The 21,808-nt window shown below is 42.2% G+C and carries 14 protein-coding genes; 7 read left to right on the plus strand and 7 right to left on the minus strand.

Annotated elements, in window-relative coordinates; translation table 11 throughout:
- Positions 1-37: 37 nt before the first annotated feature.
- The 3 genes from RDK53_RS03490 to RDK53_RS03500 form a co-directional block, all read right to left on the minus strand.
- Complete coding sequence (locus RDK53_RS03490) at positions 38-4,129, minus strand: HigA family addiction module antitoxin (RefSeq protein ID WP_308513313.1); 4,092 nt, start codon at positions 4,127-4,129, stop codon at positions 38-40.
- A gap of 444 nt (positions 4,130-4,573) precedes the next feature.
- On the minus strand, positions 4,574-5,446 hold the full coding sequence (locus tag RDK53_RS03495; protein ID WP_308513314.1) for a DMT family transporter: 873 nt from the start codon (positions 5,444-5,446) through the stop codon (positions 4,574-4,576).
- On the minus strand, positions 5,439-6,356 hold the full coding sequence (locus RDK53_RS03500; RefSeq protein ID WP_308513315.1) for a LysR family transcriptional regulator: 918 nt from the start codon (positions 6,354-6,356) through the stop codon (positions 5,439-5,441). The genes RDK53_RS03495 and RDK53_RS03500 overlap by 8 nt, the downstream gene beginning before the upstream one ends.
- A 108-nt stretch (positions 6,357-6,464) precedes the next feature.
- Here RDK53_RS03500 and RDK53_RS03505 point away from each other — a divergent pair, with 108 nt between their 5' ends.
- Entirely contained in the window at positions 6,465-8,270 is a 1,806-nt protein-coding gene (locus RDK53_RS03505; RefSeq protein WP_308513316.1) for a flavocytochrome c, read from the plus strand.
- Positions 8,271-8,607: 337 nt separating this feature from the next.
- Here the strand turns inward: RDK53_RS03505 and RDK53_RS03510 are convergent, their stop codons facing one another.
- Both RDK53_RS03510 and RDK53_RS03515 read right to left on the minus strand, forming a co-directional pair.
- A complete protein-coding gene (locus RDK53_RS03510) occupies positions 8,608-10,293 on the minus strand; it encodes an FAD-binding protein (protein ID WP_308513317.1) in 1,686 nt (561 codons plus the stop codon).
- A gap of 27 nt (positions 10,294-10,320) precedes the next feature.
- Entirely contained in the window at positions 10,321-10,677 is a 357-nt protein-coding gene (locus RDK53_RS03515; protein ID WP_308513318.1) for a cytochrome c3 family protein, read from the minus strand.
- Positions 10,678-10,748: 71 nt separating this feature from the next.
- On the opposite strand from RDK53_RS03515, the gene RDK53_RS03520 reads away from it, so the two are divergent.
- The 5 genes from RDK53_RS03520 (at position 10,749) to RDK53_RS03540 (ending at position 18,445) form a co-directional block, all read left to right on the plus strand.
- Positions 10,749-12,509, plus strand: a complete 1,761-nt coding sequence (locus RDK53_RS03520; protein ID WP_308513319.1) for a PhnD/SsuA/transferrin family substrate-binding protein — start codon at positions 10,749-10,751, stop codon at positions 12,507-12,509.
- Positions 12,502-13,113, plus strand: coding sequence for a response regulator (locus tag RDK53_RS03525; protein WP_308513320.1), 612 nt, complete (start codon positions 12,502-12,504; stop codon positions 13,111-13,113). Before RDK53_RS03520 ends, RDK53_RS03525 begins: the two co-directional genes overlap by 8 nt.
- 76 nt (positions 13,114-13,189) lie before the next feature.
- Positions 13,190-15,097 carry a flavocytochrome c gene (locus tag RDK53_RS03530; protein WP_308513321.1) on the plus strand — a complete coding sequence of 636 codons (1,908 nt, stop codon included), beginning with the start codon at positions 13,190-13,192 and terminating at the stop codon, positions 15,095-15,097.
- 418 nt (positions 15,098-15,515) lie between these two features.
- Positions 15,516-16,412, plus strand: a complete 897-nt coding sequence (locus RDK53_RS03535; protein WP_308513322.1) for an EamA family transporter — start codon at positions 15,516-15,518, stop codon at positions 16,410-16,412.
- 44 nt (positions 16,413-16,456) lie between these two features.
- A complete protein-coding gene (locus RDK53_RS03540) occupies positions 16,457-18,445 on the plus strand; it encodes an IS1634 family transposase (protein ID WP_308513323.1) in 1,989 nt (662 codons plus the stop codon).
- A 47-nt stretch (positions 18,446-18,492) separates the two neighbouring features.
- On the opposite strand, the gene RDK53_RS12250 is transcribed toward RDK53_RS03540, so the two are convergent.
- Both RDK53_RS12250 and RDK53_RS03545 read right to left on the minus strand, forming a co-directional pair.
- Positions 18,493-18,678: an HNH endonuclease gene (locus RDK53_RS12250; protein WP_374041558.1), complete on the minus strand. Its 186-nt coding sequence runs from the start codon at positions 18,676-18,678 to the stop codon at positions 18,493-18,495.
- A gap of 557 nt (positions 18,679-19,235) precedes the next feature.
- Entirely contained in the window at positions 19,236-19,631 is a 396-nt protein-coding gene (locus RDK53_RS03545) for a hypothetical protein (RefSeq protein ID WP_308513324.1), read from the minus strand.
- Between the two features lie 426 nt (positions 19,632-20,057).
- Between RDK53_RS03545 and RDK53_RS03550 the strand changes: the two genes are divergently transcribed.
- The gene (locus RDK53_RS03550) at positions 20,058-21,647 is read left to right on the plus strand and encodes an AAA family ATPase (protein ID WP_308513325.1); all 1,590 of its coding nucleotides are present in this window, start codon (positions 20,058-20,060) and stop codon (positions 21,645-21,647) included.
- Positions 21,648-21,808 lie beyond the last annotated feature (161 nt).

Here is a 21,808-nt window from a genome sequence, read left to right on the forward strand (position 1 = left end):
ACCATCGTCATCCCAGGGAAAGAAGTGCTAATTGTTGTTAGAGGTAAATTAGTCCTATTCGGTCTTCAATCTTGTCCCTCTCCGCTTCCCAAACCGCATCTTTTTGGTACTCTCGGCTTAACGTCATATAGACAGAATCGGCGACGAAAGGATAGCTCTCTTTTATCAATTCTCCTTGATATTGATACCGTTCTGCAAGTTCTCTTTCTTGAATTCCTCCCGGCTCCCTGGAGTACACACCTCTGGAATTGAAAAGTCCGGTTCTTACTCCTATACTGATTTTTTCGGAATGTAATTCTTCCATTATGTCTAGCAGGGTTGTTTTTATATCGGAACTTTGATACAACAAAGCTGAAGCAAATAATTCTCCCAGTTTTTCGTCTGTTACCCCAATCCTATCAAGTGTTCTGGATTGCTCCCTTATAGTGCTTATCCATCCCATTAGATATTGATACAGCAGGTTCCTTTTACCATTGTTTTTTTCAGGTACTCCATGTAAATGTTCCAATAATAGGTAATATTTTCTGGCAATGTTTGGATTTTTTGGTCGTTGCATTATTTCCGGAGGATCTTCTCCTCCGTGCTTTCTTTTAAAGACACCAACTACGGCCTCAACGAAGATTTCTGGATGAGCCCATACATATTGTTCTAGACTTGGAAGCTGTGGTTCTTTTTGCCAGCGAGGTAGTTTGGTAAGAAATTCTATATATTGAAATTCAAGTATGGCTCTTTCTTCAAGAGGAATTGTGGAGTCCGAAGAAATCAACGCTAATGCTTCAACAACGTTATCGGGAACCAAAGGGCCTTCATTCAACGTTCCTACTTCTTCTTCCAACATAGCTCTCATAATCTTCAGAAGAACTTTTGTATCAATTTTTTGGAGTTGGAATTGAACTGAAAGGAAAGCCGCTTTTGCCCTTTTTACACTGATCAGTTTGTTGATGCTCTCTACGGCCTCTTCTTGAGTTTTCAAGAGTGGGAGACAAGACACATTTTTCCAATAGCGGTCAGACGCTTTATCTGAAAGAGAATTTAATAAATTCCAAGTTTTTTGGCGGTATGGGAAAAGCAGCAATAAATCCACTGCAAGTGTTTCTTCAATTTTCGGAGCTATACGCTTAAATAATGAACATTTTTGGTCGTCATTAAAGTTGTATGAAGCACCTCTGGCTAACTCAAGGAATTCCTGATTTTTAAGACAATAAATGAAAAAATCTTCAAGCTCCTCGGATTTGACTACACTCTTGATTGCGATCTCACCAATTAAACTTTGACATTTGGCTATTTTTGCAAAATGAAAAATTCCCTCAAGTCCATAGCAAGACGTGATTTCAGAGAGAGCTTCGACACGAAACTGAAGAAGTTTCTCTCCTTGGTCTAGTAGATCCCACTCTTCTGGCTTGTCACTCTCAGAGGAAATGTCAACCAAGCCAAAATTAAATAACCACATGTGTTTTTGGTAAATGTCAGTGGGTTGAAGTTTTTTATAAAAGATTCTCGCTTGTTCTTTGGAATAAGAGAATCCCACGTCATGAATGCGGTGGACGAATCCGTGAGAATTAAAAAACCTTAGTCGGATCTCCTCCCTGACTTTGGCGAGCTCATCTTGAGTTGGTTTCTCCTTTACCCATTTATCTAATACAGACCAAAAATTGCTTTGCTGTTCTTCAGAGAATCTCGGGAGACGCCAAATTAAGTCGCAAAACATTTGAGAGTTATAGCTAGATTGAGATAATGCTAAATCAATTAAATGTCTCCTGAAGTTATTTGCTGGGATGATGTCTTCGAGAGGATTCCCGTAACCGACAGCGTCTGTTCGCCATAGGGGTTTTCGTGTGAAGTTCCCAACTTCTTGATGGAGGTACTCAATCAATTGACAAAATACCTTCCATGCAGCTTCCGGATTATCTTTGAAAAGTCTTCGAATAGTAGAGACTCTTAACTTTAAATCTGCACTTGTCTGGGGCATCCACGGTTTTAGAATTGAGCAAAGAGAATGCAGAGGGGAAGACGAGCCGTTGCCCATCACTGACACAGACAGTTTTGCAAGGAGCTGAATTATGGTTGGAAAAATATCTGGATTCCAAGCAAGGATTTCTAGTGCGGAGAGAAGGCCTGAAGAATAGCAAGGAGAAAAGAGCGTAATGGGGCGGGGTTTGAATAATTCAAAAACCGCCGGCTTTTCTTGCTCAAGGTCATCCTTAATTATTTTAATAAAAGCTCTTGGAGCTGCTTCTGCATAGTAGCTTAAACAATCGGCTTGGGCCTCAAGTTTTCTGAGTGTCAAGGGATTCAGTATTTTGCAAATAATTTTAGCGACTTCAAATTCAGCATCAAAATATGCAAGATGGCTGAAAAGCTCGTTTCCATAAACGGAAATCAAAATAAGCGACTCGGCAATGCTTTTTCGCATTGCACTGGAGCAATGCCGTGTTTTGCCATGGCTGGAAGCGAGCCATCTCTTATCAACTGGAAGGTCAAGGCTTGGGTCGTCTTCCGAGAGAACTTCAAACGCCACATCGAGAAAGTTGAAAAGTTCTGATTTTGTAATAAAAGGAGCAATGGCAAAAAGGGCATCAAACACAGAAACCATTCCTTGGTATTCTCCGATCGACCAGATGGGAGAATCACTGAGAAACATATAGGCTCTGATTTGTTTCTCTAGCTCTTCATAAGAGCTTTTACATAATTTTGTTAACAGCCTTTTGTCATTTTCGTCTTCAGTGCACCAGACGCCGATTAAAGTAAGAGGAATGATGGGGGAAGAAGGATTTATCTCACGTGCCCACTGAGGGTATCGAAGGGCAATATTTGGAGAGAGCTGACGGCGGAGGACAGTTAAAGAGTGACCGCTTTTTTTCTCGAGTCTTTTAATCTCGTCTTCTTCAATGCCCATCTTCTTTAAAGATTTGGAGAGTCTCCCAGAAGTAAGAGGATGTAGGATGATATCGGCTTTAGTATGAACCGCATTTTTGGTATAGATGCCAATGTGCTTAAGTTTTGAAGAGAACGGCGCAACTTCCAGTTCGACTTCTTTATGATAGGTCACAGCAATGAAATCGAGATTTGCTTGAGCTAGCCTTGGAAGAGTGCCTGTCTTATCAAAAACTAAAGTTTTATCGGCGGCTTCTTGAAAAGATGAAAACGAGATTGATTGATGTAAAAAGGCTAGAGCCTCTTCGATAGAATCGGCTGAGACTTTTAGTGATTTGTTATCAGGATCGGATAAAAAAGTTTCTATCTTTTGTTTCCAGGTTTCTTTTGCCTGATCGAAAAGAGAAGAGTCAAGTTCTGGATTTGTTGAGTCCGCCCAATCGTGCCAGCATCTTTCTAAAGTTCGAATGTTTTCGGAGGGACGAGAGGTTTCTTCCGAGAACCATACTTGCGCTGACGGAGATTGCTCAATCCACTGCTCTAAATCACTGGCATCATACGCCCTGACATCTCGCCATAGTTTTAATTTCTGTTTTTCCTCGACCCAAGCATCTTTTCCGAGCCACCTGCGAGTAGTCACAAAAACAAAAGTTACATTCTCTGGACTTTTATGCCTAAAAGCGTTAATGCTTTTTTGAAAATCCTCTTCGGCTTTCGTTTTGAAGTCTTTCTTTGTTCCTAATTCCCAAGTAGAGGTTCCTGCGGGGATCCATGGAGTGCAACCTTCAGCCACGATAATTCCGTCACTACCGCGTCTTTCTCCATCATCGTTTCCTGGAAAATCTACCTTTTGCAGGCCTTTTCCGGTTGAGTGAACTAGCGTTCTAAGCAAAACAGGAAGGTGCGTTCTGGAAGAAATTGTATCGCTCCAAGTAACAATATCCTTTGCCAGAATCTTTAAAAAAGGCGGCACATAGGGACGAGTCTCTGAGGTAACGGCCTGTAGTGATAATCGGGCCATGTTAAACGAAGTTTGTAATTCCAACAATTTTTCAGCGGGTACTCCGAAGGCGGCTTCCAACTTTGCAGCCATCTCAGGAGAGGTTGAAATTTTACCGTTTAGAAAGTTAGACAGATTTGGTCGGCTTATCCCAATGATTTCAGCTGCTTTCGTTACTGTTAGATTTCGCGGATTAAGGTAATGTTCACGAAAGAATAGTCCGGGATGGATCGGAGAAGATTGGTTCTCGTTCATAGCAATACCTGTTAACTGTAAAGTTACGCTTTACAGGAAGTATACTACGAATGAACTGAATAACTAATTGATTTGTTGAAAATTTATTTTTCTTTCTTACTTGAAATAAAAAATACTTCCCTATGGGAAAAACTTTTCGATTTTCCTTTTCATTCAAGTGTTCCGTAGGAAGTAACATTTCTTAAGACAGTTAAAATTTTTATAGTGTCTGATGTTACATTTTGCTCGGACGTTAGAACCCTAAGACCAAATTAGCCAAACACAAAGTGACCGAGAATTCTTTTACCTCTACATAGAGGAAGAAGATGCGTTGTTAGGTTCACTATTCGTAAAAGGAGCAGTTTTTATAACCTGGCTTTCCGTCTTTGATCGCAGCCACCGCACTGCCAGCACGTTTGGAGGGGCAGGATTCGCAACGACGGCACGAATCCTACCGCTTGAAATTTACTCGAAACTGTGTGACTTTCTTCTCTGAAACCTAAAACTTAAAAGGGCCGATACCACTATTAAGCATATTCCTATTAATTCTGTTAAGCCGGGAAGTTCCTGCAAGAACAGATAGCCCAAGGCAATGACAAATGGTACTCCAGTGAATAAAAGACAAGAGTTAATGAAAGGATTGCCAAATTCCCAACCGATTGTTCGGGTGATTTGATAAAGCAGAGCAAAAATTACAATGAGATAAAGCAGAGGATCCGAAAAAATCAGGCCAAGGTTTTGAGAGTTACATGCTGCGCAAAATCCTGCGCCTAACAGTAAGCAAGATATTCCGAAATAAAAAGTAACCAGTAAAGGGGATTCGTTGTGCTTGCCAAGTTCTCTTAAAAAGATTGAAGCTAATGCCGAGCTTAAGCCATATGCAACTGCAATCCCGATGCTAACGTCTGAGAACTTATCTAGATTTGGATTGAAGATAATAAAGATTCCTGCAAGTCCGATAATTACCGGGACGAAAGAACCGACAAAGCTTTTTGTTGAGAAGGAAACCGTTATTAAACTTAAAATCAAAACTATCCAGACTGAAGATGTGTAGTTAACGGCTTGAGAAAGTGCCGCCGGAACATTCAGAATAAGAATGGTATTGGCGACCGCAGAGCCGACACCAAATAAGCACCTCAACATCAAAAGTTTCGGATTGTGCGGGAAAAAAGATTCTTTTCGGTAAATCAGAAGAAAGCCTGTAATCAGAGAAATAAACAGGTACTTCCCCACCATAATTTCAAAAAATTGGTATTGACCTCCGGTTAATCTGGTGGTGACGGTGACGCATGATGTGAAAAATGCTGCTGCGAGGAGCCAAAAAGAATTTTTATTCATTTTTTTTGCCTCTGGCTGCAAGAAAAACAAGAAATCTATCAGCGGCGTTACTGACCGGATAGTATTTGTTTTTTACTAAAACAACGGATCTGAGAGGGAACGAGCTTTCAAAATTTATAGCCTTAATTCTTTTTCCTTCCTGACAGACTCTGGAGAAAACTTTATCAGTAACCCAACCAATGCCAAGTCCTAGTTCAGTAAATTCAACAACAAGGTCAAGATTGTCACACTCCAGTGCGGTTTTCAGTTCGTATCCGGCCTTTGCCATTAATTCTTTCTGATACCGATGAGTTAGGGAATTCTTTCCTAATGTGATGATAGGGAGGGTAGAAAGAGTATGCCAATTTAATGGCTTTGTCGTGTCTAAAGGAAAGCGGTCTGCAGCAATAAACTGATCTGTGAAGGTAAAAAGTTCAATGAACTCTAGTGAATTATCCATGTTCTCTGGGACGGGAGAAGTGATGAAGCCAAAATCCACTTCTCCGTTTTTGATTAACTCTAAAGTCTCTTTTTTTGAACTTGATTGAATCCTTAATTTTGTTGTTGGGTTTTGTTCGACGAATGATTTGAGAGAGTCGAAAAGGAAGTATTTAACAATTGTTTGAGTGGCACTAAAGGAAAAGCTTTCCGAACTATTTTGTTTACTCAGATCAATTTCATTTTCTACCTTATCGAGTTCAGAAAAAATCTTCCTGCAGCTATTGAATAGAATCTCTCCTTGTTTTGTCAGCTGCAAAGATTTCCTTACCCTCAGAAACAGCGGGCACCCTAAAGCACCCTCTAATTCTTTGATGGAGTGGCTGACAGCCGGCTGAGTCAAACAAAGTTCTGCTGCGGCTTTAGTCATTTTTTCATTAACAGCTACCGCATAGAAGACTCTAAGTTGTTTGAGATAGAAGGCAAGTTTCATGAATTAATTTTATGTATTGATAGATTTTTATCAATTTTAATAATAGTCAGTGAACCTTAGAATGTTTTCATTAGAAAGCCTCAAATCAAACTCCTTAGGAAGAGCCCTATGCAAAACAAAATTAAGCTGGTCGTCTTGTCAATTCTTCTTGCATTTGGTCCTGTGCAAGCTCAGTCGATGGAAGAAAGTGCTAATAAACAAGAATTCGTTCAGGGTCAAAAATCAAGTTATCTAGCCGGTTATCATCAAAATAAAATGGGTGCAAGTTGTTCGACGTGCCACCCGACAGATAAAGTGACTGATTCAGAAAGAGAGATCGATGTTTCTTGTCAAAGCTGTCACGGAAGTTATAAATCCTTAGGCGAGAAGGACACACAAAGAGGAAAACCGATATCGGCGCATAAAGGACATTTATCCATATCCTCGTGCACAACCTGTCACCAAGGCCATCAAGAAAGCTTCGCCTATTGTAATAACTGTCATATATTTGATATGCCTATGAAATTTGGGCGGCAAAAGATTCCTTATCTGCCAGAAGACTTGGGGCAGTATGACAATGCTGTTCCGGCTTTTACGGAAAAGACCGATGTAGTCATTGTCGGAGGAGGGGGAGCCGGAATGGTGGCTGCAATTGAACTGCAGAAAGCAGGAAAAAACGTCATTCTTCTAGAGAAAATGCCGATTCTTGGCGGCTCCTCTTTGTTGGCTACAGGTGGCATGAATGTGGTCGGATCAGATTTGCAGGAAAAGAATGGTGTTGCCGATAATGTTGATACTTTCGTGAAAGATTCTCTTCATATTGGCAAAGGAGCTAACGATAAAGATTTAATTCGCATACTTGGAGAAAACTCCAAGGACGCTTACCAGTGGTTTAAAGATCTTGGGGGGCATTTAGAACTGCAAAAAGGCAGAACCGGCGGAACGACCTATCCCCGTCAGCTCTTTACTCCTAGCGGAGGAATCGGCAGATACATGGTTGACATTATTGAGCCGGCTCTCGTAAAGTCCGGGGCTGACGTTAGAGTAAATTCAAAAGTGGTTAAGTTGCTCCAGGATCCGAAGGGCAATATTACGGGCGTTTTGGTAAAAGGAAAGCATAACGGCGTTTATGCAATTGAAGCTAAGACAGTTATTCTGGCGACCGGCAGTTACGCCAATAACGGAGATCTCATAGCACAGAAATTGCCTCAGTTCAAAGGCATTATCACTACAGCTCAGCCTGGTTCTCATGGTGACGGGCTTCAATTGGCCTCTAAAGTCGGAGCTCAAGTCAATCACTTGGAGAGAGTGCAAATTCATCCCAATGCAGCAGCGGGAACAACCATCATGATCACCCAAGCTATTCGAAATAACGGAGGTATTCTGGTAAACCGTTCAGGTAAACGGTTTGTCGATGACCAAGCTCCTAGAAACAAATTAGGCCCTGAAATTCTCAAGCAAGAAGGCGGTTCAGCGTTCTTAATTTACAACGATCAAGTTGTTCAAAAACGCAAGAAAGTCCATGAGGGTTACGTCAGACTAGGTTTTGTAAAGACAGCCTCTGATGCCAAAGAAATGGCACAAAAATTAGGGTTGCCGGAAAAGGACTTTGTTCAGACTATCGAAACTTATGGGAAATATGCTGACGCACAAAAAGATCCTGATTTTGGAAGAAAAGAGTTAATGAGCGATATGCGCGGAACCTTATATGCCATAGAAGTTATCCCTGGCATCGGCGGAACGCTTGGTGGCTTAAAAGCTGATACCGATATGCATGTTCTCGACAAGAACGGTAAACCTATAAGCAATTTACTTGCGGCAGGAGAGGTCGTTGGAGAGTGGCACGGTATGGATCGGTATGGCAGTAATGCTGTGACCGGAAATATCGTATTCGGTAAAAAAGCTGCTCAAACGGCGATAAAAGAAATGAGATAAGGACTTAAAAGAACCAAAGCCTCACTGTCTTTAGTTTTGGATTAAATTTTGACCTCCTAGACGATGAATCCAGGAGGTCTGTCTATTTGTACTCTCTTTATCTTTTCCAACAATAAGGTGCAGAGATTCAAGAGGATGTATTTAGTATTGTTGTTCGTTTGAACAGTATCTCGTGTATAGGCCACGAACCAAGCTTATATAGCTAGAGCTCAGTAGATTGCCAGTCCCGGAACTTCATTAAAAGACAAAACGCTATTTTATTTGAGACCCAATTTTCGTCTTTCGTTGTTCCGGGACCGCAGGTTGAATTACCTCTTCTAGTCTTCCTTTTTGTTGTTTAACCCCAATTCTTCAAATTGGCAGCATTTTTTCCGGCAATTCGGCCGTAAACAATGCATTCGGTTAGATTTCCGCCGCCTTGATAAACAAACTTAAGAGCAGAAGCAATTTCACCGGCTGCATATAACCTTGGAATCGGATTTCCGAACCAATCCAGAACTTCTCTTTCTCCATTAGCTGCAAGACCGCCTTTCGTATTAGGACCTCCGGCTACTAACGGAACTGCATAGTATTTGCCGGTGTTGATTGGCCCTAAAGTATTGGCTCTGCGCTGGAACTCTTCGTCAACTCCTTTTGCACAGGCAGCGTTGAATTTTTCAATGGTCTTAACGAAATTCTCCGTGACCATACGGTCTTTGTTGGAGGGTTGGGCTTTAATTTTTGCAGCTAACTCTTCAGGAGAATTTGCTTCTAGGATCCAGCCTCTTTTAATGGCGTCTTGGTTGTCCTTTGTCCATGGCACGAATCCAAAGCCTGCTGTAGAGTGGCCGAGGTCGGTCAATGTACGCTTGCTCAGCAATTGGTCGTCGCAAATGAACCAAGCAGGAAGGCGCGGATAAGTAAGATCGTCAATGTTCATATGGACGGCTTCCTTATAGAACATGTAGCGGCTTGGATCTTCAATAACCTTTGTTTCTGAACAGAATCGATTGCCGTAGTTATCAACGAGAATGGAATTCTTAGAACCGACAACCGGCGTATCAAGTCCCATGTTCAGACCGTGATGTTTGATAGGAACGGACATAATCATGCGGGCGGCTGCTTTGCCTACTTTTTGAAGGCCGGCGCCGACTGCTAATCCCATGATAATGCCGTCGCCGGTATTATCCGGAGAACCGTAAAAAGCCCATCCTGTCTCACCCGGGCCTTCCAAAAATGCCTTTCTCATCGCTTTGTTGTATTCAAAACCGCCGCTGCAAAGAATTACGGCCTTGTTGGCTTTGATGGTGCATGGAGCACCGTTAACTTTAGCTGTGATGCCGATGACTTCACCGTCATTATTAGTTAAAAGACGTTCCGCTGGGCTTTCATAAAGAACATCGATGTTTCGGGTCAGTACACCGTTATATAGGGCGTTCCAAAAAGCCTCTCCTCTGGATTTTTCGGCTTTAGGTTTGTCTTTAGCGTTATAGCGGTTTACTTTATCGCTGTAGCTGGAGGAATAGGCTCTGTAATGGCTTTCCATGGCTCCCGGGAAATTCTTAAACGCTGCGCCGTTGGCTTTTCTGGGTAAAGGATGAAATTCCGGGTCGCACATCTTCAAAAATTCTGCATTCAAGGGAGAATACTTAGCCCATCCTTGCGCCAATCCTTCGGAGACCTCTTCTTGTTCTCCTTCTCCCTTCCAAGGAATATTCTCCCCGGAAAACATCGCTTTTGCATATTCTTTCAAAGCAACCGGATCACCGTCTTTGTCCGGGCAATGAAAGCCGCCTCCTGACATTCTGGTGTTGTTGTAGAGATGGCTCTTAGCCTGCTTTTCTAAGATGAGAACTTTTGCACCGTTATCAAACGCTTCAATTGCTGCAGATGCACCGGCGCCGCCCAACCCGACTACCACAACGTCATAAGTTTTGTCCCATTTTGCAGGAGCAGGGGAAGGCGCTGCGGAAGCAGTTTGAGCGCCAATGAGACCAAGACCGGCGGTTGAGGATACTAAAAATTTTCTTCTGGAAATCGACATATCTGCTCTCCTTGGATAAAGTTTGATTTATGGAACTTCAAAGACAAAGGTTCCGTGACATTCTTCACAATAGTTCACGCCTTTCTTATGACCTTTATGGCATACAACACAGCTGAGATCTCCGTCGTGCTGATCATGAGGATTGACTTCAGGAAACTTTTTCTGTGTTTTATCAACCATCATCTGATAAGTGCCATGGCATTTCTGGCAATTCATTCCTAAGTTTTTTTCTGCGGTGCTGTTCTCTTGACCATGACACTGTTGGCAAGAAACATTTCTGCTTTGATGCCGATCAGCTAAAAACGAAGAGGCAAAAGAGGGCTGAGCGTAATTACAAATTGACACATAGATTAGAATAAGAGTTAAAAGCAGTTTGGACTTCATGGGATTTTCCTTTTTTTGCTTTCCTTATCCCTATTAAACAATGTTTTGGTACTAGAGTACCTACAGAATTTATGAAAAGTCCCGTTCTAATTGTTTTCGTTCTCTCACTGTCACTAGTGTCTCTGCCTGCGTTGTCGCAGACGAAATCAGAGGAACAGCCGCAGATTAGACTTGCGGTGTCTACGCTTGCAGAACCAAGTACGAACCAGCCGCTGATTTCTCTTACGGTAGACGCTCTTAAAAAAGAGTTTGGTCAGGAAAATGTAAAGGTTACGGTTTATCCGCTTCCTAAGCTCGAAAAAGCGGTAAGAAATGGCGAAGCTGACGTTTTCATTTCTTCCTCCGGGACATTCCGCAGGCTTGCAGATTCCGGAGCCAGAAGTGTCGGAACTATCGTAAGTGAAAAGCTCTCGGATCCTAATAAAAGCGAAGGTTCTGCCTTAATTGTGAGATCTGCGCGTTCTGACCTGATTCATTTGGAGGACCTCAAAGGAAAAACTATCGCCGCAAATATGCGTTATGGCTTTTCAGGCCATCTGATGGTGCTTCATGAAATCTTCAAAAAAGGTTTTAACCCAAACAAGTTTTTCGGAGAGACGATCTTCATCGGACATGACGTAGAAAAAATAGTCCAGAAGGTCCTGAACGGAGAAATCGACGGAGGAATTCTTAGAACTTGCTATTGGGAAGAATATGCCGAACGAAACAAATTAGATAAAAACTTAATCCGCGTAATCGACCCTAAGAAAGATTCGAATTTAGTCTGTCAGCATACTTCCGAACTGTTTCCGAATTGGACCATTGCCACAACTCCTTCTGCTTCTCCGGAAATTGCAAGAAGGGTGGTGAAAAGTATCCTTTCCGTCGAACCGAGCGATAAAAACGGTTTGTATTGGGGCCTCTCAACGGACTTTACTCAGTTGGACCAGCTTTTAAAAGACCTGGAAATCGGACCGTTCGAAGTTAAAAAGAAGGAGCTCGTTCAAACGTTTCTGAGACATTACCAAACCGAAATACTTGTCTTTTTACTCTTGATAATGATTGGCTTATTCCATCACTTAAGAGTGCGTCACCTCGTGAGAAAAAGAACGGAGCAGTTGAATTTTGCTCATAAGCAAACCCGCTTGATTGAGGCTAAGTACAACAAGATGCAGAAAGTAGGAATTGTCGGATTGTTATCCAGTACGGTCGCCCATGAAATACGGCAGCCTTTGGGGGCAATCCAATTTTTTGCGAAAGGGATGGCTGGCAACTTGAAAAAGAATGAAAAGCCCAATGTATCTCACTTTATTTCGATAACTGAGAAAATCATTGATGAAGCTCAGAAAGCGGATAAAACGATCCGGAAAATTCGAAAATTAGCGAGCGAAGGACAGACTCTCCAAAAAATCGACATAAAAAATGAGATAGAAAGGCTATTGGACGAGGCACTCGTTACCTCCGGATTGCAAAGGAAGGCAGCTGGCATCGAAGTGGAGGGACAGCCGAGAGAGCTTCTTGCCGATAGGATGTGTTTTGATTTGGTTTTTTCCAATATTCTCAGAAATGCTTGTGAGTACATTTCTACGATAAGCAATCCTAAGATCAAAATAAAAATCGAGTTTAAAGAGAACAATGTCATATTCACCATTTTGAATAACGGTGCTCCCGTCGATTTGGACCTTTTGCAATCCAGTAAGCTTTTCAGTTCTAAAAAGCAGGGATTCGGCTTTGGGCTTCCAATCGCCATTGGTCTTGTTGAGAATATGGGCGGGAGAATAGATTTCAAAGTACCGGGAGAAGAAGGCTTGCAGGTCACGGTTACGTTGCCGTATGGAGGTAAAAATGGATAAGAACGTAATTCACTTAATTGACGACGATCCCTCCATGCTAACGTCGATTTGTTATTTTCTCGAGTCCGAAGGACTTGATTGCCGGTGCTATAGCAGTGCGCATGATTTTCTAAAAGATTTTAAAGAGGAAACCCCTGGTTGTATCGTCCTCGATGTCAAAATGCCGGAAGTAAACGGCATAGAACTTTTCGATGAACTATTGAAAAGAGAAATACGGCTTCCTGTGATTTTCTTTTCAGGTCACGGGGACCTTCCTATGGCAGTAAATGTTCTCAGAAAGGGAGCGTTCCATTTTCTGGAGAAGCCTCTCCGCCCGGAAATCTTTCTAGATGCGGTAAAAGAAGCGGTTAAAGAAGATGAGCGTCGCAGAGCAGGGATGCTCTCCAAAGCCCAACTGCAGAAGCAGTACGAGAAGCTGACAGAAAGAGAAAAACAAGTACTGACCTTGATAGAAAAAGGTCTGACCAACAAAATCATTGCCGAAAGAAAAGGACTCTCTGAGAGGACGATAGAAAATTACCGTGCAAATCTTTATAAAAAGCTGAATGTTCGCAATATTGATGAACTAAAAACGGTGTTGAAGGTAATCGAAAAGAAAAAATAGCAGGTACTCTAGTACCGACTTGCGGTTTAATAGAAAACGGTAAAAGCGGGGCGCCCCGCATTTCAAGGAGAAGTCTATGACCAAAAAGTTAACATCTATCTGCCTTCTTAGTTCCATTCCTCTTTGCTTTTTCTCCGCTGAATCCGCATTAGCCAAAGACGGAACTTTTGTTGCCTCTGAGATGGGAAGAAATGGTGAAGTAAATGTAGAAGTCACCGTTAAGGATAATAAGATTGCCGATGTGAAAGTTCTTGACTGGAGTGAAACTCATCCGGTCGCAGATCTTCCGAAGGATTCTATTCCCAAAGAAATTGTCAAGAATCAATCGTTGAATGTGAACAACATCAGCGGGGCGACGTTGACGAGCTTTGCTATTAAAAACGCAGTTAAAAAAGCCTTGGTAAAAGCAGACCTTAATCCTGCGGATTTCAATAAAAAGGTTCCGTTGCCTCCGAAATTGAACGGTACTGTGAAAGAAACGGCTCAAGTAGTTATTGTGGGTGCTGGTGGAGCCGGGTTATCGGCTGCTGTCTCGGCTGCCGAAAAAGGAGCTTCAGTCATAGTTGTTGAAAAATCCCATTATGCCGGTGGCAATACATCTGTAGCCGGCGGTAATTTCAATGCAGCCGATCTTCAAAGAAGCGCTAAATTCGAGATGACGGCTCCTCGGAGAAAGATCGTTGAAACAATACTCAGCGAAAAGCCTAAGAACGCTCTGCATGCACAGTTGATTGATACCGTCAAAGCACAGTTGCGGGACTATGACGCCAACAATGGCAAAAAACTATTTGATTCTCCTGAGTTCCATGCTTTGCAGACATGGAAGGGAGGCGATTATCAGGGCGATCTCGAACTCGTATATAACTTAACCAAGCAGGCCCCTGTTCTGGAAAAAGACTTAGAGAAAATGGGCTTCGTTTGGCGTAAAAACTCAGAACAAGTGATGGGTTCTTTGTGGCCGAGAGCAAATCGCTCTGCTAACTATGCTTCTGGTGTTGGTTTTATTGACACCTTCTTAAACGAAATCGAAAAAAGAAAGCTTCCGGTTAAGATCCTTCTAAACACAAAGGCACAGGACCTTATTATTAAGGATGGCAGAGTGGTCGGTGTGGAATGTCTGAATTCAAACGGACAAAAGTATATCTTGACTGCTACCAAAGGCGTTATTTTGGCTTCCGGAGGCTTTGGCGCCAATGTGAAGATGCGAGTTCATTACGATACCATCTGGGATAAGAAGTTAGGTGACAATGTAAATACAACTAATGTTCCTTCTATCCAAGGCGACGGAATAGTGATGGCCGAAAAAGCCGGAGCAAAACTTGTCCAAATGGGAAATATTCAGTTGCTTCCTACTACTGATGCCTATACAGGTTCTTCGAACAGTAAAGTTAATATCAGCACCAGCGTGTTTGTAAATAAAGACGGTAAGAGATTCGTTAATGAAACCGGCCGAAGAGATACTATTTCAAAAGCCGCTTTAAAACAGCGAGACAAACAGTTCTTCATTATCGGAACAAGCGAAGCTAGCCAAATTGATAAGAACGGCCGTAATAAATACGGAGTTAAGCTAGAAGATCTTGTTAAACAAAAGAAGGCTTTTGTTGGTCAGACTTGGGATGAATTAGCTCAAAAAGCCGGTATCAATGCTGAAAACCTCAAGCAAACTGTCAAAGAATGGAATGAGTTCTGCAAGACTTTGAAAGGAGATCCTTTTGGTAGACCGAGCTGCGATCCGGAAGTTCGCCTTGATGGGCATGCTCCTTATTACGCAACTATCATGGCCCCGTCAGTGCATCACACCATGGGCGGCGTTTTAATTAATCCGAAGGCGCAGGTGCTGGATGTTCACGGTAAAGTCATACCTGGTCTTTATGCCGCAGGTGAGGTAACGGGAGGAATTCACGGAGCTAACCGCGTAGGTGGAAATGCCGTTCCCGATGCACTGGTATACGGGAGGATAGCTGGTCAAGAAGCGGCTAAATAAACTGGTGCTTCCTAATTGAGCAAAAATGCGTTCGTTACTTTAGAAATAAAATTAACGGACGCATTGGTTTTGCGGGCATATATTCGCTCACGTATTCGCGCCGGTTAGCCTCTTGCCTGTAAAAGAAGTATTTTGAGATTCTCATTCGAAACAAGCCAAAATGGAGACGGCTTGTCCGTCCTTGAAATAGTTTCTCTGTCTGCTTTTCTTTAAGTAATTGGCATATTTTGAGCTTAAGAGAATATCCTTGACGCAGAGACTTTTTAGAATGAGTTAGAAATAACTCCCGGGTCCTGTGACGATGTATCCTTTGGGGCAGAAGGTGCAGATCCTTTCATAGTATTAATGTAAATTTTGCAATATACCGGGAAACTTGTTTGACAATCATCGAAGCTTGAGGCAAAAAAGGAGGCTTCAAATGAGCAGGTTTAAAGCAGCAATTCTTTTGGTTCTCGGAGCTTTTTGTTTTAGTACTACGGGAGTATTTCAGTCCATTGCTCCTGAAGAAGCATCTCCTTGGATTATCAGTGAGGCGAGACTGTCTGTAGGATGTCTGTGTCTCTTTCTCTGGTGCTTTTTTACCGGAAAATTGCCTCAAAATTGGAAAACTCTTCCATGGAAATATATCCTTCTTTGTGTTCTTTGCATTGTCAGTTACTCTCCTTTATTTTTCTTTTCCGTCAAAGCCGTGGGAGTCTCTACTACTGCAGTAGTAGCTATCGGAGTGACTCCATTGTGGACAGCCACTATAGAAAAGATTTTGTATGGAAATGATCCTCCCATTCGATGGTATATAGCAACCTTTTTGGCCATCGCCGGTATCGTCCATATGAATGCCGAGTCTTTTACAAGTGGAACTTCACTTATATATTCTGTGCTTCCCATTGCTGCTGGCTTTGTTTACGGAGTGCTGTTAGTCTTCACACCTAAGGTGCTGGAATATTTACCTGCAGAAACAACCATGATGATTGTTATGGGGATTTCTTCGTTAGTTATGTTGCCAGTCTTATTTATTTATCCGTTTGGATGGGTCTTTTCTAAAGAAGGTTTTCTTGTAGTTCTAGGTATAGGAATAATTTCAGTTGGATTAGCGTTCAGCCTTTTCATGACCGGATTAAAGTACACAGGAAGCGTAATTGGCTCAACGTTAGGACTTGCTGAACCTGTAGGAGCAGCTTTGCTGGGTATTCTTGTTCTTGATGAGCCTGTTTCTCAATTGCAGGTAGGCGGTTTACATTTGTTGTTTGCTTCAATTGTGTTATTGGTTTTGGGCCAAATTGCCTTGCAAGATTTTATTTTCCCCAAAAAAAAATAAATCCACTAAAATATGGGGAGGGTGAATACGCGTACGTCAGACTCATGGAGTCTTACCGGCACGACAATGGGAAAGTCAAACACAAAGTAGTCCAGAACCTCGGTCGATTAGATCTTCTCGAACAGAAGGAACCGAATTACCTCGAAAACTTAAAGCAGAAGTATCGGGAAAAGTTTGAAGAGAAAAAGCATCTGCAGTCAGAAAACCGTATCGCGCAAGCTAAGAGCATTCTTGAATTCGACAATGAGTCGGCAAACACATCGCCTCTGCCGCTTTTGCAATATGGTCACTATGCTCTAAAGAAGATTTGGGACGATTATTTGCATTTGGACCGAAAATTCCACGATATTAAAACCCGCCAAACAAACGCCCGCTTTGATTTGAATGCGGTGGTTTCCTACTTATGTTTTTTAAAGATCCTCGATCCTCATTCCATTTTTTACTCTTTCGGGGACCAGGACGGCTTCTTGGGAGCACCCGTCCAAAACATAGCACTCGACAGTTTCTACGACTCCTACGATTATTTATTTGAGCATAAAGACTCCATCATGCGGTTCTTCGGCCGCTCGGTAAACAAACAGCTTGGAAAGACAAAGGCGACCCTGATTTATTACGACGTTACTAACGTTTATTTCGAAACGGCCTTAACTGACATGGAATGTGGCAGACGTCAGAAGGACTTCGAAGAAAGACTACAGGAAGAAGTCGAGCAAGCCCGGGCAAACGGCGAACTTGATGGCAGCTTCTTCAATGAAGAGGGAGCTCTTGTGCCTTGTGATAAAAGTCAGGCATTTATAGAAAAAATCGAAGATAAAAAGCTTGAATACCTGAGAATGCGCGGGCCTTCTAAAGAACATCGCTTTGACTTGCCTCTGGCTTCGATTGCTTTGGTCATTAATGAAGAGGGCATTCCAATTGATTTCTATGTGTATGCCGGCAACGCCTCGGAATTTAAGACGATGAGTACATCCATCGGAAGCTTGAAGAAAAAATACGATGTCAAAGAAAGCATTGTCGTGGCCGACAGAGGATTGAATTCCGCCTCTAACTTGAAGATGCTTTTAGAGGATAACCTCGGCTTTCTAATGGCTCAGAAAGTATCGAACTTAGACCAAGCTACCACCGCAGCCATGTTCGATCCTCAAGGATATACACCAATCACAAGCGATGGAGAAGAAGTCGGACGCTACAAAGTAATTGATAATTGGGTTAAAAAGGCAGCAAAAAGAGAGGATGACGTCAGCTGCACCTTAGTGCTGACCTTTGACAAGAAAAGGCAGAAACGGGATTTGGCAGTCCTGGAAGTCTGGAAACAGCTGGTGCTGAAAAAGCAATCCCAGGGCGTAAAGGTCAAACCGAAGAAAACTGGCTGGGCCTCGATAGCTAAGACTTGTGAAAATGTGGAAGCCGAAATCTTGGGAATTGATGAAGAGGTATTTGCCGCTAAACAGCGTCTTGCCGGCTATGCTGCCCTTGTCTACAAAAACGCTCCGGACTGTCAAGGACAAGATACGGTCCCACAAAGTCATCTGGCCTTTGCGTATCACGAGCTCACTCAGATTGAAAGCTGTTTCCGGATAATGAAGTCAAATCTGGGCTTGCGTCCGATGTATGTCAGAAACTCTAATCACATAAAAGGTCATGTTCTGGTATGTGTTCTGGCTTTAGGAATTCTGAAGCTGCTTCAATGGAAGCTGAAGAAAGAGAAAACGCCATTAACCGTTAATCAAATTATCCGAGCTTTGAATTCGGCAACAACCGTACCGCTAAAAAACGGAGAGGATCTAATGTTCTTACAGTGCTCACGTCCGAAGAATTACCGGAAAGGCCGTGAGAGACTAAGCAATGAAGAACTCAAAAAAGTAGTACAGAAAGAATTGGGTCAGCCAAGCGAGCTTGAAAAAATCTTTAAGAGCGTAGGGCTTACGACTCCGGGAAGGCTAACGACTCTCAGCGAAATGGGCCGCTGTCTCGGTGTGAGATTCTCTTCTGCAGAGGAGGCAATTTCGGAGTTGGTACGGCAGCAACTTTAGCATGTACACAAGGAAATAATTTATAAAATCTCTCTATCCATTGGAGTTCAAGGATTAGAGAGACTTTTTATGCACGAAAAGTACCAAACTCGGGTTTTGCTGTGCCTCTCATGGCAGAGAGGCTGCAAATTATCTAGGTCAAAGATTCTAGCCTTATCCCCCTTGAACGGAATGACATGGTCAACCTCAGTGGCAAGACGGCCACAATGAGCACATACCGGATGATTCCTCAGACAAGTTTTTCGGAACTTACTCCTTGATAATCGTAACCGCGAGAAGCGGAAGAGCCTCTCCGTTTATCGTTAGACTTCTTTCTCTCTTTCAGTTGCTTTTGACGGAGTTCTTTGTGTTGGTCGCAGTATCTATCCGGAAGAAAAACTAACTGGCCGCAGCCAGGCCATGAGCAAATAGTTCTTGCTTTCATAAAAATTTGATTATCTTCAGTTGGCAGGGTTGGTACGCCCAGCCAGGAAAGCGTTGTTGTTTCTACGACACAAAGAAGAGAAATTTTTGCTGATACTAGAGTAAGGAAAATCCTTTTATAGAAGTTTCTAATCGGAAACGATCTCCTTATATTTCATCATTTTTTACTAAAGACACTGGACCTAAACTAGTGCTAGCCGGTTACATTTGATACCGTTCCTTAAGAGTAGCCAAAAGAATTCGTATTACACTTCAGGCATCGGGTGAGAATTTCCTGTTTCAGTACTTTCTACCCATTGATCATGCGGGCCTTGAGAATCGCAATTATTGCCAGTCTCTCGAGCCCCTATCTTTTCGTGACCCATCGCTATTTTTCTTTAGTGATGGGTGTATTTTTGCCGTATTTAAGCCAGTCGTAAATCCAGATCAGTCTATTGATATCCGAACGTTCTCGAGCACTGCTAGTTAGCAGATCCGGTTGCTCTCTAAACTTAACAAAAAGGAACTTTCCCAGCTCTTGGAGGTCTAACTGCTCCTCCGGCAAAAGGGCCCAGGACTGATAGATGTTGTCTTTGAACCTTGAGATCGAATAAAGTTCCTCAATGTTCTTAGGACCTAGCCCTTTGGCCCGTTGTTTTTTTAAAGTTGGAGAAATCAAATCATCAAAATCTTGAAATTTTTTAGCTTCTTTAATCTTATCGATTTCAGGATAGTCCGGGTACTCCGACAAAAATTTAAAAACCGGCATATCTGCATTGCGCATGTTTTTTTTACCTGCTCATATTCAACACTTAGCAGTTGCTTAGCGGTGTAGCCGGAACTCCCTGTTAGTATGATTCCTTGTTACATTCTGAAAGGGCACGACATGCAAGAGACGGAGCAGGAAGATGAGAGCTATATCTATAAATAAAGCTAACTGAAAAATTCAAAAAGTCTTGGACCGTATTGAATCTATCGAACGAAAGAAAAACCTTCTAATTAATGAACTGTTCGCACTTCAGAAAGAAAGAGAAACAGTGTTTACCGCCACCGTGATGAATGCGCTAAAGAAGAGCGGAAAAAGTTACGAAGAATTGATGATCTTTCTGGGAAACTAAGACCTTTAGTTCACAAACCTTGGGAAGTTATCACAGATGCTTTGGAAAGGCAGGCACTTTTATAATGATGAGAATAAAGTGAAAGGACTCTTATGAATACGGAATTATTGAAACGATTGCCTTTAGGCACATCTTCCTTTGAAGCTCTTCGAGAGTCGGATGAAATCTATGTAGATAAAACAAGTTATATCTACCGTTTGGCCTCCAATAGAGGAAAGTATTTCTTAGCTCGTCCAAGAAGGTTTGGAAAATCATTGTTAATTTCCGCCTTTGAGTCTTTGTTTAAACACGGTTTGAGAGACTTTAAGGGTCTGGAAATTGAAAAGCTTTGGAAGGACGAAAAGAACTATCGAGTGGTGAGGCTGGATTTTGCCAGAGTAAAGCCAGAAGGAACTTTCAAAGAATTCCAAGAATATTTTGATGATTATTTGGATACGCAATTTCAAAAGATAGGGTTTAAGAAAAATGGGTCCAATTTTTTTACCAATCAGCTGGAAGCTTTTTTAGACGGATTGCCAGCTTCGTCGTTGGTGTTGTTGATCGATGAATACGATACACCGTTAACTGAGTGTCTAGATGACCCTAAATTGTTTTTACAAGTTAGGAATTACCTTTCAAAGTTTTACTCGATCCTTAAATCTAACGATACAGCATTACGTTTTTTATTTATTACTGGGATAACGAAATTTAACAAGACAAATATTTTTTCAGCATTAAATAATTTAACGGATATTTCGCTTTCGACAGAATACGGCTCCCTATTAGGATATACGCATAAAGAAGTAGAGGAGTATTTTTCCAAGTATTTGTCGTGTGCTTCAGAGACTCTGAAAGTGGAGCGGGGGAAACTTCTGAACCAGCTAACTGCTCATTATGACGGCTTTTGTTTCGAAGAAAACGCAAAACAAAAGGTCTTTGCTCCCTGGTCTTTATTACATTTTTTCTCCTCACCAGAGAGAGGATTGAAGGATTATTGGTTTGAAAGCGGTGGAAAACCTAGTGTTTTAGCCAAATACTTACAATCTCATACGTTACGGGATCCGATGTACTATGGAAAAGAGAAGGCCCTAGCGTTGAACATATTGAGTGGTTCTTCTGATGTTGAAAATTTGTCAGATGTAGGGCTTCTTACGCAAGCCGGTTACTTGACAATAAAAAGAATTCAGGGCACGACAGCGTATGTGGATTATCCGAACCTTGAAGTAAGAACAGCAATGGCTCAGCTTTATCTAGAGCAAATGTTAAGAGGCCGAACTGTAGAACAAATAGGTGCGGGTAACATTGCATATCTTTTGGCAAATGAGAATGCCGAGTCGGTCTATCACAATCTTAATCACTTCTTGAGAGGAATTGATTATCGGGCCTACAAAGAATTTAAAGAGTCCAGTATTCAGTCTTTCATACAAATATATTGCGCAGGCGCAGGTTTGAGAGCCAGAACCGAAGTCCATAATAACAAGGGCCGGAGTGATTTAGAGGTGAGTTCCGGTTTCCGTCATTGGGTTTTTGAATTCAAGCTAGTCAAAGATGGCGAGAGTCCGGAGAAAAAGCTTCGGGAAGCGGAAATGCAAATGAAGGAACGCAGTTACGGCTTATCTGAAGCTCATTTGGAAATTAAACGGATGGCCTTAGTTTTTTCTTTAAAAGATAGAGAATTCGTTAAGTGGACAGAGATTTTGTAAGGATGAAAGGGGATTTTCCTAGTGACTTATGGGATCATCACTAAGAAACTCCGTTCCATGAGTTCTGATCTCTACCTCTTTTCTCTCGAATTAGCTCATGCGCCGAGAAACCTCCGTCCGAAAGGGCGGAGATGAGAGGCGTTTCGTTTTACCTTGATCTT

This window comes from uncultured Turicimonas sp. (genome assembly GCF_902477955.1).
Classification (GTDB): Bacteria; Pseudomonadota; Gammaproteobacteria; order Burkholderiales; family Burkholderiaceae_F; genus Turicimonas.